The sequence below is a fragment of the Streptomyces sp. 1222.5 genome (assembly GCF_900105245.1).
Classification (GTDB): Bacteria; Actinomycetota; Actinomycetes; order Streptomycetales; family Streptomycetaceae; genus Streptomyces; species Streptomyces albidocamelliae.
In genome coordinates this window covers 7,940,335-7,957,709 of record NZ_FNSZ01000001.1, presented here as the reverse complement: position 1 = coordinate 7,957,709, position 17,375 = coordinate 7,940,335, and the positions used below count along the sequence as shown (strand labels likewise).

9 protein-coding genes, 1 tRNA gene and 1 pseudogene are annotated in these 17,375 nt (G+C 73.5%); 5 read left to right on the top strand and 6 right to left on the bottom strand.

Translation table 11 applies throughout. From position 1 onward, the window contains the following. Positions 1 to 104: 104 nt before the first annotated feature. A complete protein-coding gene (locus tag BLW57_RS36010) occupies positions 105 to 4,367 on the bottom strand; it encodes a HAMP domain-containing protein (RefSeq protein WP_093479885.1) in 4,263 nt (1,420 codons plus the stop codon). A 559-nt stretch (positions 4,368 to 4,926) separates the two neighbouring features. On the opposite strand from BLW57_RS36010, the gene BLW57_RS36005 reads away from it, so the two are divergent. Further along, entirely contained in the window at positions 4,927 to 5,964 is a 1,038-nt protein-coding gene (locus tag BLW57_RS36005) for a 4Fe-4S dicluster domain-containing protein (protein WP_093479884.1), read from the top strand. A 173-nt stretch (positions 5,965 to 6,137) separates the two neighbouring features. After that, positions 6,138 to 7,040 (top strand): NrfD/PsrC family molybdoenzyme membrane anchor subunit, encoded by a 903-nt coding sequence (gene nrfD, locus BLW57_RS36000; RefSeq protein WP_093481069.1) that lies wholly within the window; start codon positions 6,138 to 6,140, stop codon positions 7,038 to 7,040. Between the two features lie 50 nt (positions 7,041 to 7,090). Here the strand turns inward: nrfD and BLW57_RS35995 are convergent, their stop codons facing one another. After that, a complete protein-coding gene (locus BLW57_RS35995; protein WP_256339672.1) occupies positions 7,091 to 7,831 on the bottom strand; it encodes a haloacid dehalogenase type II in 741 nt (246 codons plus the stop codon). A gap of 209 nt (positions 7,832 to 8,040) precedes the next feature. Here BLW57_RS35995 and fdh point away from each other — a divergent pair, with 209 nt between their 5' ends. Beyond that, positions 8,041 to 11,301, top strand: coding sequence for a formate dehydrogenase (gene fdh, locus BLW57_RS35985; RefSeq protein WP_176985854.1), 3,261 nt, complete (start codon positions 8,041 to 8,043; stop codon positions 11,299 to 11,301). A 16-nt stretch (positions 11,302 to 11,317) separates the two neighbouring features. Here the strand turns inward: fdh and selD are convergent, their stop codons facing one another. Continuing rightward, positions 11,318 to 12,325, bottom strand: coding sequence for a selenide, water dikinase SelD (gene selD, locus BLW57_RS35980; protein WP_093479881.1), 1,008 nt, complete (start codon positions 12,323 to 12,325; stop codon positions 11,318 to 11,320). 34 nt (positions 12,326 to 12,359) lie between these two features. Here selD and BLW57_RS41625 point away from each other — a divergent pair. After that, positions 12,360 to 12,452: transfer RNA gene (locus tag BLW57_RS41625), tRNA-Sec, on the top strand. A gap of 35 nt (positions 12,453 to 12,487) precedes the next feature. Here BLW57_RS41625 and BLW57_RS35975 read toward each other — a convergent pair. Together BLW57_RS35975 and selA are read right to left on the bottom strand one after the other, a co-directional pair. Beyond that, positions 12,488 to 14,266, bottom strand: a pseudogene (locus tag BLW57_RS35975) (SelB C-terminal domain-containing protein); the annotation flags it as partial. A gap of 5 nt (positions 14,267 to 14,271) precedes the next feature. Then, entirely contained in the window at positions 14,272 to 15,732 is a 1,461-nt protein-coding gene (gene selA / locus BLW57_RS35970) for an L-seryl-tRNA(Sec) selenium transferase (protein WP_093479880.1), read from the bottom strand. 134 nt (positions 15,733 to 15,866) lie between these two features. Here selA and BLW57_RS35965 point away from each other — a divergent pair, with 134 nt between their 5' ends. Beyond that, positions 15,867 to 16,226: a hypothetical protein gene (locus BLW57_RS35965; RefSeq protein ID WP_093479879.1), complete on the top strand. Its 360-nt coding sequence runs from the start codon at positions 15,867 to 15,869 to the stop codon at positions 16,224 to 16,226. A 33-nt stretch (positions 16,227 to 16,259) separates the two neighbouring features. Here the strand turns inward: BLW57_RS35965 and BLW57_RS35960 are convergent, their stop codons facing one another. Next, entirely contained in the window at positions 16,260 to 17,273 is a 1,014-nt protein-coding gene (locus BLW57_RS35960) for an MASE1 domain-containing protein (protein ID WP_093479878.1), read from the bottom strand. Positions 17,274 to 17,375 lie beyond the last annotated feature (102 nt).

Sequence of the window (17,375 nt, the reverse complement as noted above, 5' to 3'; positions counted from 1 at the left end):
GGACGGGCAGGCCGGCGAACGCGTCCGGTCCCGCGGCGGGCTCCTGGGTGGTCACCTGGTCCGTACTCCTCGGCGTGCGAACGGGTGGGCGGGCCGTGCCGTCCTCATGCCGGGAGCCAGCGTCGGACGCAGGCGATGAGGTCATGGGTGTCCACCGGTTTCGTCACGTAGTCGCTGGCGCCGGAGGCGAGGCTCTTCTCCCGGTCGCCCTGCATGGCCTTGGCCGTCACGGCGATGACCGGCAGTTCCGCGTACAGCGGCATCTTCCGGATCTCCGCCGTGGCCGTGTACCCGTCCATCTCGGGCATCATCACGTCCATCAGAACGAGTTCGACGTCCGGATTGTTCATCAGCGTCTCGATGCCCTTGCGGCCGTTCTCGGCGTGCAGCACCCGGAAGCCGTGCAGTTCGAGGATGCCGCTCAGCGCGAACAGGTTGCGGGCGTCGTCGTCGACGACGAGGACGGTACGGCCGCGGGTGTGCTCGTCGATCAGGTGCGGTGCCGTGATCTGCGGTTCGTCGTTGCGGACCAGGGTGAGGACCTCGCCGGGTTCCTCGGCCGAGAGGTGCAGCGCGATCCGCTCGCGCAGTTCGTCGAGGCTGTAGAGGTACTCCAGCGGTCCGTCCGCCCCGTCGGCCGTCTGCTCGGTGCGGTGGGAGCTGTGCACCAGGACGGGGACGCTCGCCAGGGCGGAGTCCCCGCGCAGGGCTTCCAGGAAGTGGGCGGACTCGCCGTCGGGCACGCCCAGTTCGACGACCACGCAGTGGCACGGCTCGGCGGCGAGAGCGCCGGCCGCCTCCTGGGCGCCGACCGCGGTGATGATCTCGACGGGTGTGCCGCCGCCGTCGGCCCGGTTGTGCGCGAGGTCCCTGACCACGCTCTCGGCGACGAGGGTCAGCAGGCCGCGCGGGCGCTCCTCGACGACCAGCAGACGGCGCGAGCGCTGCCGCTTGGCGGTGACGAGCGGTGTTCCCGCGGTGAGTTCGTGCCCGCTCGTGCCGTCCGCCGTCGGCAGTTCGGCCTGCTTGGGTGCGCCGCGGCCGATGCGCAGCACCTCCTCGAAGTCCGGCCGTGCAACGGGCAGGAAGAGGGTGAAGGTGCTGCCCTTGCCGGGGGTGCTGTCGACGCTGACGGCGCCGCCGAGGAGGTGGGCGATCTCGCGGGTGATGGACAGGCCGAGGCCGGTGCCGCCGTACTTGCGGCTGGTGGTGCCGTCCGCCTGCTGGAACGCGCCGAAGATGGTCTCCAGTTGCTGTTCCGGGATGCCGATGCCGGTGTCCTTCACCCGGAAGGCGACGACCGCGCCGCCGCGGACCACGCCTGCGGGGACCTCGTCGTCGGAGGCGGGCTCGACGCGCAGTTCGACTCCGCCCTGCTCGGTGAACTTGACGGCGTTGGACAGCAGGTTGCGCAGGATCTGCCGGAGCCGGGAGTCGTCGGTGAGCAGGTCGGCGGGGGCGCCGGGGGCCGTGGCGATGGTGAAGTCGAGGCTCTTCTGCGAGGTCATCGGCTGGAAGGTGGCCTCGACGTACTCGATGAGCTGGCGCAGCGGGACCCGCTCCGGCGTCACGTCCATCTTGCCGGCCTCGACCTTGGACAGGTCCAGGATGTCGTTGATCAGCTGGAGCAGGTCCGAGCCGGCGGAGTGGATGATGCCCGCGTACTCGACCTGCTTCGGGGTGAGGTTGCGGGAGGGGTTCTGGGCCAGCAGCTGGGCCAGGATGAGGAGGCTGTTGAGCGGGGTGCGCAGCTCGTGGCTCATGTTGGCGAGGAACTCGGACTTGTACTTCGAGGCGAGCGACAGCTGCTGGGCGCGCGCCTCCAGTTCCTGCCGGGCCTGCTCGATCTGCAGGTTCTTCGCCTCGATGTCGCGGTTCTGCTCGGCCAGCAGCGAGGCCTTCTCCTCCAGTTCGGCGTTGGACTGTTGCAGTTCCTCCTGGCGGGCCTGCAACTCCGCGGAGCGGTACTGGAGTTCGCTGGTGAGGCGCTGCGACTCCTGGAGGAGTTCGTCGGTGCGGGCGTTGGCGACGATGGTGTTGACGTTGACGCCGATGGTGTCCACGAGCTGCTGGAGGAAGTCCCGCTGGATCTGGGTGAACCGGGTGACCGAGGCCAGCTCGATGACGCCGAGGACCTGCTCCTCGAAGACGATCGGGAGCAGCAGCAGCGCGGTCGGCTCGACCTGTCCGAGTCCGGAGGAGATGGTGACGTACCCGGGCGGCAGCTCGTCGACGGCGATGGTGCGGCGGCTGCGCGCGGCCTGGCCGACCAGCGAGCGGCCGAAGGACATCCGGACGGGGCGGCTGTCCTCCTCGGGCCGGCCGTAGGCGCCGACGAGTCCCAGTTCGGGTCCGGCCGCGCCCTCCTCGGCCAGGTAGAACGCGCCGTACTGGGCGGACACCTGGGGCACCAGCTCGTCCATGATGAGCTCGGCGACGACGGGCAGGTCGCGATGGCCCTGCATCAGGCCGGAGATCCGGGCGAGGTTGGTCTTCAGCCAGTCCTGTTCCTGGTTGGCCTGGGTGGTCTCGCGCAGGGACTCCACCATGGAGTTGATGTTGTCCTTGAGGTCGGCGACCTCGCCGGAGGCGTCGACGGTGATGGACCGGGTCAGGTCGCCCTCGGCGACGGCGCTGGCCACGTCGGCGATGGCGCGGACCTGCCGGGTGAGGTTCCCGGCGAGTTCGTTCACGTTCTCGGTGAGGCGCTTCCAGGTGCCGGAGACGCCCTCGACCTCGGCCTGGCCGCCGAGCCGGCCCTCGGTGCCCACCTCGCGGGCCACCCGGGTGACCTCGTCGGCGAACGCGGAGAGCTGGTCGACCATCGTGTTGATGGTGGTCTTCAGCTCCAGGATCTCGCCGCGCGCGTCGACGTCGATCTTCTTGGACAGGTCGCCCTTGGCCACGGCGGTGGTCACCAGGGCGATGTTGCGCACCTGCCCGGTGAGGTTGTTGGCCATGGAGTTGACGTTGTCGGTCAGGTCCTTCCAGGTGCCGGCCACGTTGGGCACGTGCGCCTGGCCGCCGAGCCGGCCCTCGGTGCCCACCTCGCGGGCCACCCGGGTCACCTCGTCCGCGAACGCGGAGAGGGTGTCGACCATGGTGTTGATGACGTCGGCGAGGGCCGCGACCTCGCCCTTCGCCTCGACGGTGATCTTCTGAGAGAGGTCGCCCTTGGCGACGGCGGTGGCGACCTGGGCGATGGAGCGGACCTGGCCGGTCAGGTTGGACGCCATCACGTTGACGTTGTCGGTGAGGTCCTTCCAGGTGCCGGCGACCCCGCGCACCTGGGCCTGGCCGCCGAGCCGGCCCTCGGTGCCCACCTCGCGGGCCACCCGGGTGACCTCGTCCGCGAAGCCCGAGAGCTGGTCGACCATCGTGTTGATGGTGCTCTTCAGCTCCAGGATCTCGCCCCGCGCGTCCACGGTGATCTTCTGCGACAGGTCGCCCTGCGCCACCGCGGTGGCGACCTGGGCGACGTTGCGCACCTGCGCCGTCAGGTTCCCGGCCATGAAGTTCACCGAGTCCGTCAGGTCGCGCCAGGTGCCCTTCACGCCCTTGACGTCCGCCTGACCCCCCAGGCGGCCCTCGGTGCCGACCTCGCGCGCGACCCGGGTGACCTCGTCGGCGAACGCGGAGAGCTGGTCGACCATCGTGTTGATGGTGCTCTTCAGCTCCAGGATCTCGCCCCGCGCGTCCACGGTGATCTTCTGCGACAGGTCGCCCTGCGCCACCGCGGTGGTCACCTGGGCGACGTTGCGCACCTGCGCCGTCAGGTTCCCGGCCATGAAGTTCACCGAGTCCGTCAGGTCGCGCCAGACACCGGCGACCCCGGGCACCTGCGCCTGACCCCCCAGGCGGCCCTCGGTGCCGACCTCGCGCGCCACGCGGGTCACCTCGTCCGCGAAGGCGGAGAGCTGGTCGACCATCGTGTTGACGGTCTCCTTCAGCTGAAGGATCTCGCCGCGTGCGGGAACGTCGATCTTCTGCGACAGGTCGCCCTTGGCCACGGCGGTGGCGACCTGGGCGATGTCACGGACCTGTGTGGTGAGGTTGCCCGCCATCGCGTTGACGGAATCGGTCAGGTCGGCCCAGGTCCCGGAGACGCCCGGCACCTGCGCCTGGCCGCCGAGGGTCCCCTCGGTGCCCACTTCCCGGGCCACGCGGGTGACTTCGGAGGTGAACACCGACAGCTGGTCCACCATGCCGTTGAAGACGGTGGCGATGTCCCCCATCAGCCCGGTGGAGTCGTCCGGCAGTCGGGTGCCGAAGTCTCCGTCGCGCACCGCGGTCAGTCCCGCGAGCAGTCGTCTCAGTTCCTGGTCACCCGGGACGGCGTCGATCGTCCCGGTAGCCTTGCCGGCCATGCGCACCCTCGTTCCGCTCCCCAGGAGCCCTCGTGCCAAGGGCTCGGAACCAATGCCGGGCACGCGGCCTGACCCGGCTAGTGGTGTGTGCATTTCCGCAGTTCACGGATTTGCCCGATGAGAAAATACGTCGCAGGGTAACCCACCTTCACGCCCGTGGACAAAGCATTCGGCCAACCGTTGACGATCATGAAACTCGGCGGTCGGGACAGGCATGAGGGCCTGCCGACCGGGTACTCGCCAGAGTTTTCCCAGGGCGACGGCGGAGGCGTGCCTCGCCGCCCCGGCCGTACGGCGGGACCGGTCCGCGCCGGCCGCGCACAGGGCCCCGGCCCCCGCCCGGGCACCGGGCAGCCACCCCGCGCCGGACGCAAACGGCCCGGCCGTGCGGACCGCCGACCGCCCCGGTCGTTTCGGGCGCGCGGCGGTGGGGCACCCGTGCCAGGCTCGATGAGCGGGCACGAGGAGCGAGGACCCGGCACCGGGCGGAGGGCGAGCGCACGGCGGCCGTGTCCGCCGAGCGGCGGTCGTCTCCCTTCGCGCCGGGAGGAGGCGCGGCATGAGCGGGACCACCAGGCACGGCACGAGCGGGGACGAGGCCCACCGCAATCTGCTGTACGGCCCGGAGCCGGACGTGGCCGGAGCGGCCGGCTATCCGGACGCTCCGGCGCGGATGGGATTCTTCACCGACACCTCGGTGTGCATCGGCTGCAAGGCGTGCGAGGTGGCGTGCAAGGAGTGGAACGCCGTCCCGGAGGACGGGCTCGAACTGACCGGCATGTCGTACGACAACACGCAGGGGCTCGGCGCCGACACCTGGCGGCACGTCGCCTTCATCGAGCAGCGCAAGCCGTTCCGCGGGCAGGAGCCGGGGGTGGCGCACGACGACGTCGACGTGTTCGCGGCGGCCTCCCGGCTCGGCACCGACGCCGCGTCACCCGGGCCGGGCGCCACCGCTCCCCCGCCCGACGAGGCTCCCCCGGGCGCTCCCGCCGGCGAGATCTCCCCCGTCTCCCCCGACGGCCGCACCGAGCTGCGCTGGCTGATGGCCTCGGACGTGTGCAAGCACTGCACGCACGCCGCCTGCCTGGACGTCTGCCCCACGGGTTCCCTGTTCCGCACCGAGTTCGGCACGGTCGTCGTGCAGGAGGACATCTGCAACGGCTGCGGGTACTGCGTGCCCGCCTGCCCCTACGGCGTCATCGACCAGCGCAAGGACGACGGCCGGGTGTGGAAGTGCACGCTGTGCTACGACCGGCTCGGCGTCGGCATGGAACCCGCCTGCGCCAAGGCCTGCCCGACGGAGTCCATCCAGTTCGGCCCGCTGGACGAACTCCGCGAGCGCGCGCAGGCCCGGGTGGGGCAGCTGCACGCGGCCGGTGTCACCGACGCCCGCCTCTACGGCGAGAGTCCGGACGACGGGGTCGGCGGCGACGGAGCGTTCTTCCTGCTGCTGGACGAGCCCGAGGTCTACGGGCTGCCCCCGGACCCCCAGGTCACCACCCGGGACCTGCCCGACATGTGGCGGCACGCCGCGCTGGCCGCCGTCTCGCTGACCGCGCTCGCCGTGGGCAGTTTCCTGAGGAGGCCGCGATGAGCCCCGAACCCGCGAGCGGCGCCGAGGAGCCCCGGCAGGGCCGCGACGACGCCACGACGACCGGATCCGATGTCACCCGTGAGGGTGTGCGGGGCGCGCGACCCGGTCGCGAGGCGCTCACCGGTGCGCAGGCGGGCCGACGCAGGCGCGGTCGCGGGCGCGGCGAGCAGCCCATGGTTCCGGACGCCGCGTTCTCGTCGTACTACGGCAAACCCGTGCTGAACAAGCCGACGTGGAAACCGCTGGACATCGCCGGTTACCTGTACCTCGGCGGGCTGGCGGGCGCCTCGTCGCTGCTGGCGGCCGGGGGCCAGGCCACGGGGCGGCCGGGACTCGCCGCGCCCGCGAAACTCGGGGCGGCGGGGGCGATCTCCCTCTCGCTGGCGGCACTCGTGCACGACCTGGGCCGGCCGGCCCGCTTCCTGAACATGCTGCGGGTCTTCAAGCCCACCTCCCCCATGAGCGTCGGCTCCTGGGTGCTGAGCGGGTACGCACCGCTGGCCCTGACCGCCGCGGCCACGGAGGTGGCGGGCCGCTACCGGCTGCTGGGCTCGGCCGCAACGGCGGCGGCCGCCGTCCTCGGTCCGGCCGTGGCGACGTACACCGCGGTGCTGCTCTCGGACACGGCGGTGCCCTCCTGGCACGAGGGGTACCGGGAACTGCCGTACGTCTTCGCGGGATCAGCCGCCTCCGCGGCGGCCGGACTGGCCCTCGTGACGGCTCCGGCCGCCGAGGCGGGCCCCGCGCGCCGCCTGGCCGTCCTGGGGGCGGCCCTGGAGCTGGGCGCCTTCCGGACCATGAAGCGGCGCATGGGCCTGCTCGCCGAGCCCTTCGACCGGGGCAGGCCGCGCACGCTGCTGCGCGCGTCCGAGGCCCTGACGGCCGGCGGCGCGGCGCTGGCGCTGCTGTCCGGCACCCTGCGCGACCGCCGCCTCGCCGTGGCCGCGGGTGCCGCCCTGCTCACCGGCTCGGCGGCGCTGCGCTTCGGCGTCTTCCACGCGGGCGTGGCCTCGGCCGAGGACCCGAAGTACACGGTCGTACCGCAGCGGGAGCGGATGGCGGCGCGCGGCCGCTGACCTTTGAGGAGCGTTCCGCCGACCCCTCGGGGGCGCCCCCGACCGGCCCTTCACGGGCGGTCCGCGTCCTCCCCTTCCCCGCCCGGGTCCAGGAGCCGCCGCTCGGCGTCGAGCCGGTGCGCGAGATCCGTCAGCCCGGTCGCCTCCAGGGCGGCGGGGAGCTGGGTCGCCGGGTAGGGCTGGGGGGTGCGCCGCAGCCAGGCGGTGGCGAGACCCGCCCGGGCGGCGCCGTCGATGTCCCAGGGGTGCACCGACACCAGGACCGCCTCGTCGGGCGGCACGCCGACGGTGTCGAGCGCGTGGGCGTAGGCCTCCCGCGCGGGCTTCCAGCGGCCCACGCCCTCGACGTCGAGGTGTGCCTCGAAGCAGTCGGTGAGGCCGGCCCGGTCCAGGACCGCACGGGTGGTGCCGGCCGAGCCGTTGGTCAGGGTCACCAGGCGGTATCCGGCGGTGCGCAGGGCGCGTACACCGTCGGGCACGTCCGGGTGCAGGGGCAGCAGGGGAAGTCCCGCCAGGACGTGGTCGGCGGCCTGTTCGGGGTCGGTGCCCGTCCCCGCGCGGGCCGCGAGCGTCCGCAGCCCGTCGCGGGCCACGGCGGCGAAGGCCGCCTCGCCGCCGGCCAGGGTCAGCGCCACTCCGTCGCGCAGCACCCCGGCGAACCAGGCCGGCAGCAGGTGGTCCGGGAGGCCGGCCTCCGCCAGGCGGGCGGCGAGCGGGGACAGGTCGGTGAGCGTCTCGTTGACGTCGAGAACGAGCACATGGGGACGGCCGTCACCGGGCAACGTGATCACCTCCACTCGGGTTCGGTGTCCGCGGGAGCGCCCGCTGGGTCCGTACGCCGGCGCGCCGCAGCGGCGGAGTCCCCCCGGACGGGCCGCCTCACACCTGCCGCGCCGGTTTGACCCCTGGAGACGGGGGTACTCCGCGGCTCGGCACGGCGAGTGACGCCGGGCCGGTGGAACCGCGGGACAATGTCGGGTACGGAGCGTGAGGAGCGGCCGTGGGCGTGCGCACCTGGATCGACTCCTGGCCGGTCTACCGCCAGCTGACGGGCACGGACCCGCTGGGCCGGGGGGCCGCCGCCAAGAGCGGGCGCAGCGAGCGGCTGGAGCCCCGGGTGGCGACCGCCGACCGGGTGGTGAAGTCCGTCTGCCCGTACTGCGCGGTGGGCTGCGGCCAGAACGTGTACGTGCAGGACGAGCGGGTCACCCAGATCGAGGGCGACCCGGACTCGCCGATCTCGCGCGGCCGGCTGTGCCCCAAGGGCTCGGCGAGCCTTCAGCTGACCACCGGGGACGCCCGCGAGCACCAGGTCCTCTACCGGCGCCCGCACGGCACCGGGTGGGAGCGGCTGGACCTCGACACCGCGATGGAGATGATCGCCGACCGGGTGATCGACGCCCGCCGGGCGGGCTGGGAGTGGGAGGTCGACGGGACCCGCACCCGGCGCACGCTCGGCATCGCCAGTCTCGGCGGGGCCACGCTGGACAACGAAGAGAACTACCTGATCAAGAAGCTGTTCACCGCCCTGGGAGCGATCCAGATCGAGAACCAGGCGCGTGTTTGACACTCCTCCACCGTTCCCAGTCTGGGAACCTCGTACGGCCGCGGCGGCGCGACCACCTTCCAGCAGGACCTGCAGAACGCGGACTGCATCGTCATCGAGGGCTCGAACATGGCCGAGTGCCATCCGGTCGGGTTCCAGTGGGTGATGGAGGCCAAGGCGCGGGGCGCGAAGGTGATCCACGTCGATCCGCGGTTCACCCGCACCAGCGCGCTCGCCGATGTGCACGTGCCGCTGCGGGCGGGTTCGGACATCGCCTTCCTCGGCGGGATCGTCAACCACGTGCTGCGGGAGGAGAAGTACTTCCGCGACTACGTCGTGGCGTACACCAACGCCCCGGTGATCCTGCGGGAGGACTTCCGCGACACCGAGGACCTGGCCGGGGTCTTCTCCGGTCTGGACACCGAGAGCCGCTCGTACGACAACAGCAGCTGGCAGTACGAGGGCACCGAGATGCAGGCGCCCTCCGGTGAACGCGACCTGGAGTACGACAAGCGCACCGACGCCGGCAGTTCGGTGACCGAGGCGGCACGCGGCGAGGCGCACGGCTCCGGCGGCGCGGTGATCGGCGAGGGCGAGCCCGAGCGGGACGAGACGCTGGCCCACCCGCGCTGCGTGTTCCAGGTGCTCAAGCGGCACTTCGCCCGGTACACGCCGGAAATGGTCGAGCAGATCTGCGGGGTGCCGCAGGACCGGTTCCGCCAGGTGTGCGAACTGATCACGGAGAACTCCGGGCGTGACCGGACCACCGCCTTCGCGTACGCGGTCGGCTGGACCCAGCACACGGTGGGCGTGCAGTACATCCGCACCGCCACCATCCTGCAGACCCTGCTCGGCAACATCGGCCGCCCCGGCGGCGGCATCCTCGCGCTGCGCGGACACGCCTCCATCCAGGGGTCCACGGACATCCCGACCCTGTTCAACCTGCTGCCGGGCTACATCCCGATGCCGCACGCCCACCAGCAACAGGACCTGGAGGCCTTCATCGAGGCGGAGGCCGCGCACAAGGGCTACTGGGGCAACATGCGCGCGTACCTGGTGAGCCTGCTCAAGTCGTACTGGGGCGACGCGGCGACGGCCGAGAACGACTTCTGCTTCGACTACCTGCCGCGGCTGACCGGTTCGCACTCGACGTACGAGACGACGATGGCCCAGCTGGAGGGCGTCTGCAAGGGCTACTTCCTGGTGGGCGAGAACCCCGCGGTGGGCAACGCCAACTCCAAGCTGATGCGGCTCGGCATGGCGAACCTGGACTGGCTGGTGGTCCGCGACTTCTCGCTGATCGAGTCGGCGACGTGGTGGAAGGACGGCCCGGAGATCGAGACCGGGGAGCTGCGTACGGAGGACATCGGCACCGAGGTGTTCTTCCTGCCGGTCGCCGCGCACACCGAGAAGGACGGCAGCTTCACCAACACCCAGCGGCTGCTCCAGTGGCATCACAAGGCGGTCGAGCCGCCGGGCGAGGCACGCAGCGACCTGTGGTTCTACTACCACCTCGGGCGCCGGCTCCGGGAGAAGCTGGCCGGGTCCACCGACGAGATGGACCGGCCGCTGCTCGACCTGACGTGGGACTACCCGACCAGGGGACCGCTCGCGGAGCCCGACGCCGAGGCCGTGCTCGCGGAGATCAACGGCCATGACGCGGAGGGCGGGCCGCTCTCCTCGTACGAGCAGCTGAAGCCGGACGGTTCGACGGCCTGCGGCTGCTGGATCTACTGCGGTGTCCACGCCGACGGCGTCAACCAGGCGGCCCGCCGCAAGCCGGGACGCGAGCAGGACTGGGTGGCGGCCGAGTGGGCGTGGGCCTGGCCGGCGAACCGGCGGATCCTGTACAACCGGGCCTCCGCCGACCCACAGGGCCGGCCGTGGAGCGCGCGCAAGGCGCTGGTGTGGTGGGACGCCGACAAGGGCGAGTGGTCCGGGCACGACGTACCCGACTTCAAGAAGGACAAGTCCCCGGACCACCGGCCGCCGGAGGGCGCCACCGGTCCGGACGCGCTGTCGGGCACGGACCCGTTCATCATGCAGGCGGACGGCAAGGCCTGGCTGTACGTGCCGTCCGGGCTCACCGACGGGCCCCTGCCGGCGCACTACGAGCCGCAGGACTCCCCGTTCCCGAACCTGCTGTACGACCAGCAGCGCAATCCGGTACGGCAGTTGCTGCCGTCGACGCCGGACAACCGCTACCAGCCGAGCGGCGACGAGCCCGGCTCGCAGGTCTTCCCGTACGTGGCCACGACCTACCGGCTCACCGAGCACCACACGGCGGGCGGCATGTCCCGCTGGCAGCCCTATCTGGCGGAACTGCAACCGGAGTTCTTCTGCGAGGTGTCCCCGGAGCTGGCCGACGAGCGGAACCTCGCACACACCGGGTGGGCGACGATCGTCAGCGCGCGGGGCGTGATCGAGGCACGGGTACTGGTCACCGACCGGATGGCGCCGCTGAGCGTGCAGGGGCGCAGGCTGCACCAGGTGGGCCTGCCCTACCACTGGGGTCCGAACGGCTACAGCACCGGTGACGCGGCCAACGAGCTGCTGCACCTGTCCCTGGACCCGAACACCCACATCCAGGAGGCGAAGGCGTTCGCCGTGGACATCCGTCCGGGCCGCCGGCCGCGGGGTCCGGCCTCGCTGGAGCTGGTGCGGGCGTACCGGGCCCGGGCGGGCATCGACGAGCACACCGGGACCGAGGTGTGAGAGGGCCGGACGGGTCTCAGCGCAGCACGACGGAGTGGGTTCCGCGCGGCACCAGCTCCCCCACGACCGGCGCTCCGGGAACCTCCCCGGCGACGAGGAGGCCGCCGGAGGTCTGCGCGTCGGCCAGCAGCAGCCGGGTGTCGTCGTCGGTCGCGCCGAAGTCGGTGTGCGGCGCGACCCATTCGAGGTTGCGCCGGGTGCCGCCGCTGACGTAGCCGTCGCGTACGGCCTCCCGGGCACCGTCGAGGTAGGGCACGGCCGCGGTGTCGATCACGGCGGTGACGCCGGAGGCCCGGGCCAGCTTGTGCAGATGGCCGAGGAGGCCGAACCCGGTGATGTCCGTGGCGCAGTCGGCTCCGGCGGCCAGTGCCGCCTCGGATGCCTCCCGGTTGAGGGCCACCATGGTGGCGACGGCGTGCTCGAAGCGTTCACCGGTGGCCTTGTGGCGGTTGTTGAGTACGCCGAGGCCCAGCGGTTTGGTCAGGGACAGCGGCAGGCCGGGCCGGCCTGTGTCGTTGCGCAGCAGCCGCCGGGGGTCGGCGATGCCGGTGACGGCCATGCCGTACTTGGGTTCCGGGTCGTCGACGCTGTGCCCGCCGCCGACGTGGCAGCCCGCCTCGGTGGCGACGTCCAGTCCGCCGCGCAGCACCTCGCGGGCCAGGTCGAACGGGAGCCGGTCGCGCGGCCAGGCCAGCAGGTTGACGGCGAGCACGGGCCGGCCGCCCATGGCGTACACGTCGGACAGGGCGTTGGCGGCGGCGATGCGTCCCCAGTCGTAGGGATCGTCGACGACCGGGGTGAAGAAGTCGGCCGTGCAGACGACGGCCGTGCCCTGGTGCTCGACCACGGCCGCGTCGTCGCCGGTGGCGAGCCCGACGAGCAGCGGGGTGGCGCCGGCGGCGGCCGGCGGCCGGCTGAGCCCGGCCACCACGTCCTCCAGTTCGCCGGGCGGGATCTTGCAGGCGCAACCGCCGCCGTGGGCGAACTGCGTGAGGCGTACGGTGGCTTGGCGGGTCGGTGTCATACCGGTCTCCTGGGGCAGTAGCCTGACGAGCGGTGGAGGCGTGTGGGTGCCTGGTGGCCCTCCCGGTCTTCAAAACCGAGGTGCCCGAGGATCTCGGGCAGGCGGGTTCGATTCCCGTCCGCCTCCGTCCCCCGTCCCGGCCCGGCAGCGCCGCCGCTGCTCGTCGACGCGCTCCGTGCGGCCCCGGGCGTCCAGGAACTCCAGCAGCGGTACGGCCACCCGGCGGGTGGTGTCGAGCGCGCGCCGGGCCTCGCTGAGCGTGAACGGCTGGGGCAGGGCGCGCAGTACGGCGACGGCGTCCGCCTCCGCGCCGGGCAGCAGCACGATCCCCTCGGCGATCCGCAGCAGGCTGCCCGCGGTCACGGCGGCGGCCAGTGCCCTTCGGTCGAGCCCCAGTTCGGCGAGGCGGCCGGCCTCGGGTGCGCGGAACGGCGCCCGCGCCAGGTCCCGGCGTACGGCGTCGACGGCGGCGCGCACCGGCGGGGGCAGGGCGGGCCCGGGGCTGTCGGCGGGGTACAAGCGGCCCTGACGGGACTGGAGTCGGGGTGTCGTCCCGGCGAGGGCGTCGACCAGGGCGCGGTCGGGCAGGCCGAGCAGCCGGCGGGCCGCCTCGGTGGGCAGGCCGGGCTCCAGCGGGTGGGCGCGGGCGTGCCGTCCGGCCTCGGTGGCCAGCCGGTCCTTCAGGGTGTTCCAGTACGCCGCGTCGGCCAGCCAGTCCCCGGCGACGTCGACGACGGGGAACCGGTCCGCACCGGTCCGTGGCCCGTTCCCGGGCGGTGGGACGCCCATCGCCCGGAGGTCGGCGCGCCGGATCAGTCTTCGGCGCCGCAGTTCGGCGGTGGCGTCGGGACGGCCGGTCATGCCGGCGAGTTCGGCCGCACGGGCGCGGCCGGCACCGCGCCGGGCCAGCCGGGGCGGCTGTACGTCGAGGACGGTGACGGCGCACGGTGTCCGGCTGCCACCGGGTTCGCGCAGCACGGCGCGGTCGCCGACGCGCAGCGGCAGGCCCCGGCCGAGGGTGAGCCGGGCGGTGTCCTCGCCGAGCGGGCGCACGGTCACCGGAACGGCGGCGGTGCCGATGTGCAGGGTGAGGGACCGGGGCAGGTCGGCCGCCGGCTCACCGGTGATCCGTACATCGGTCACCTTGCTGTGCAGCCAGCGGTCCGGGGTGAGCAGCACCTGGCCGCGGCCCAGGGTGCCGTCGCCCTGACCGCGCACGTTGACGGCCACGCGGGCCACCCCGCTGACGGTCTCCAGGTCCTCGTGCAGGCTCTGCAGCCCGCGCACCCGCAGCACGGCCGTGCCGTCCGCCGTGGTCAGCCGGTCGCCGACGCGCAGGGTGCCCGCGCCGAGCGTGCCGGTCACCACGGTGCCGTGACCGCGGACGGTGAAGGCCCGGTCGAGCCACAGGCGGACGTCGGCGCGCGGGTCGGCGGGCGGCAGCTCCTCGGCGATCCGCGCCAGTTCGTGGCGCAGCTCGTCCAGCCCCGCACCGGTGACGGCGCTGACGGCGACCGACGGCACCTTGCCGAGGGAGGTCGCGGCCAGGCGCTCGACGGCGTCGGCGCGTACGGGTTCCGGGTCGGCGAGGTCGCTGCGGGTCACCGCGAGGACCGCGTGGCGCACACCGAGCGCGTCGAGGATCGCCAGATGCTCCTGCGACTGGGGCTGCCAGCCCTGGTCGGCGGCGACCACGAACAGCACGGCGGGCACCGGGCCGACCCCGGCCAGCATGGTCGCGACGAACCGCTCGTGCCCCGGTACGTCCACGAAGGCGAGGTGTTCGCCGCCGGGGACGACCTGGGTCCACACGAAGCCCAGGTCGAGGGTGAGGCCGCGGCGGCGCTCCTCCACGTACCGGTCGGGTTCCATGCCGGTGAGGGCCCGCACGAGGGCGGACTTGCCGTGGTCGACGTGCCCGGCGGTGGCGAGGACGCGCATCACGGTCACCTGCCTTCCGCGCCGGCCGGGGCCGACGGGCCGCCGTGCCCCGGGGCGGCCGACCGGACGGCCTCGGCGAGGCGTTCGTCGTCCTCCTCCGGCACCGCCCGGAGGTCCAGCAGGCAGCGGCCCGCCTCCAGGCGTCCGACGACCGGGACACGGACGGTGCGCAGCGCCTCGGCGTACGGCTCGGGCAGGGACAGTGCCGCGCTGGGCAGGGTGACACCGGGGGCGCCTCCCCCGCCGACGGTGGCACGGGAGCCGACGGCCAGGACGTCGATCCCGTCGGCGGCGAGGGTGCTCGCGAGCCGGCCGGCGCGGGCCGCCAGGCGTGCCGGGTCGGCGGTGAGGGCGAGGGCGGTCGGGGTGGGCGGGCCGGTGAGGGTGGCCTCCAGCGCGGCCAGGGTCAGCTTGTCGACGCGCAGGGCGCGGGCCAGCGGGTGCCGGGCGAGGGTGCGCACCAGGTCCGCGTCTCCGAGCAGGAGTCCGCACTGGGGGCCGCCGAGCAGTTTGTCGCCGCTCGCGGTGACGAGTGCGGCGCCGGCGCGCAGCTGGGTGTCGGCGTCCGGTTCCTCGGGCAGGCCGGGGTGCGGGGCGAGCAGCCCGGAGCCGATGTCGGCGACGACGGGGACACCGAGACCGGCGAGTTCGGCGACGTCGGCGGCCCGGGTGAAGCCGGTGATGCGGAAGTTGGACGGGTGCACCTTCAGTACGAACCCGGTGTCGGGGCCGATCGCGTCGGCGTAGTCGGCGGCCGTCGTCCGGTTGGTCGTGCCGACCTCGCGCAGTCGCGCGCCGGTGGACACGAGCAGGTCGGGCAGCCGGAAGCCGTCCCCGATCTCCACCATCTCGCCGCGGCTGACGACGATCTCCCGGCCGGCGGCGAGTGCGGTGGCGGCCAGCACGAGTGCGGCGGCTCCGTTGTTGACGACGTGCACGGCACCGGCGGACGGCACCCGCTCGTGCAGCGCGGCGAGCGCGGAGCGCCCGCGGCGCGCCCGCACACCGGTCGTCAGGTCGAGTTCCACGTCCGTGGGCCCGGCGGCCTCCTGGACGGCCTGCCGGGCGGCCGCCGACAGCGGGGCGCGGCCGAGGTTGGTGTGCAGCAGCACGCCGGTGGCGTTGAGCACCGGGCGCAGTCCGCCGGCCGTAGCGGGCAGCAGGGCGAGGGCCGTCTCCGCCACCCGCTCCGGTGCGACGCCGCCCCGCCGGGCCTGGTCCTGCGCCTGCCTGACCGCGGCCTTGACCACACCCGCGCCGAGCCGCCGCACGGCCTCGGACAGCCGGGGGTCGCGCAGGAGCAGGTCGGTGCGCGGGACTCGGCGGCGGACGTCGCCGGTGCCGCCGGGCGGCCGTACGGTCTCTCCGGCGCTCCGGTCGTGCGTGACCGCCTCCTCGGCCGTTCTGGCCGTGTCCGCCCGTCCGTCCGCCGCACCCGCCGTGCGCGGTGCCGCCCGCTGTTCCATGCCGCCCCTGTTCCTCCGGTAGGGCCCGTGCCTGTACAGGGCTCCGCCCATCGTCTCCCAGTGCCCCGGGCCGCACGATCGACACGCCGGGACGGGACGTTGGCCCCGGCGCCCGCCCGGGTACCCGCCGTCGCATGAGCGACCCCGAAGGAAACACGCAGGATCGCGGCCGCCGGCGGGCGGACGCGACGGACGACGAGCCGGCCGGGCGTGCCGGGGCCGAGCCGTCCTGCCCGCCGCTCCCGGAGCAGCTGGACGGGCCGCCCCGGACCAGGCGCCACAGCGGCGGGGGCCAGGCCGTGGCGGACGTGCCGCCGGGGATTCCCGGTGGTTACGGCACGACCCGTGGGGGCCGGCCGGGCGCCGCCGGCCACGCCCGCCCGCCCCTCCCGGAGGTGCCGCCCGAGCCGCCCGTCCGCTCGGACCGGGACACCGGCGAGGCGGCCGTGGAGCCGGGAGACGACGACCGGCCGGTGGGCCGCCCGGACGCGTGAGCGGGCGAGGCCGGCGGACCGGCTCGGGAGCGCTCAGGAGGTTCCGGTGGGCGAGGGCCGGTCGTCGGTGTCGTCCTCGCCCGGCGGCTGCCGGGGTGGTGGGGCCTGGCCCGCGTTGAGGTGCTCCAGCACCTCGACCAGTTCCTGGCAGGCCTTCTCCACCGAGCGCCGGGTGGTGCGCTGCTCGGTGATCACGGCGGACAGGAGCAGCGCGGTCAGGGCCATCGCGCCGTTGAAGGCCTGCAACTGCACCATGACCTCGACGCGGGTCAGCTTCGCGAAGACCCCGACACCGTTGGTCGCGGCCACGGTGGCCACGACGGACGTCAGCAGCGCGCACAGGACGCTGCCCAGGAACTGGAAGCGCAGGGCCGCCCAGATGAGCAGCGGGTAGACGATGAAGAGCAGGCTCATGGAGCTGTAGGTGGCCAGCGGTACGAGCGCGCAGGCGGCGACGGCCAGCGCGGTGGCTTCCTTCCAGCGGCCGATCGGCGGCGGCCAGCGGACCCGGTACAGCATCAGCAGCAGCGGGGTGACGATCAGGACGCCCATCGCGTCGCCCACCCACCAGGCCAGCCAGACGAGCCAGAAGCTGTGGCCGGCCAGTCTGTTCGACAGGACCAGCAGTCCGACACCGAGGGTGGCGCTGATCATCATGGCGGCCAGGGCGGCCAGGAACACCAGTGAGAGGCCGTCGCGCAGCCTGCTCAGGTCGCTGCGGAAGCGTGCCCGGCGCAGCAGCAGCGCGGCGCACAGCGGCGCGGCGGTGTTGCCGACGAGGACGCCGAGCACTTCCGGGCTGGGGGTGGTGAGGGACAGGACGACGAAGAAGGCGCCGAGCATGATGCCGGGCCAGCAGCCCAGGCCGAAGACCAGCAGGGCGGCGACGGCGACGCCGGTCGGCGGATAGATGGGGGTGACGACGGCGCCCTCGACGGACAGCTCGCGCAGCAGGCCGAGCCGGCCCGCCGCGAAGTAGCAGACCGCGACGGCCAGAATCTGGACGGCGTGGCCGCCCGGCCGGCGCGGTTCCTCGTAACCCACCACAGCAGCCATCTCACACCGGTGGCCCCGGGTCGGCGAGGCGAGAGGCGGCGCGGTGCGGCCGACGGCCGGACGGCGGCCCGGTCGCGCGGCGCCGTCCGGACC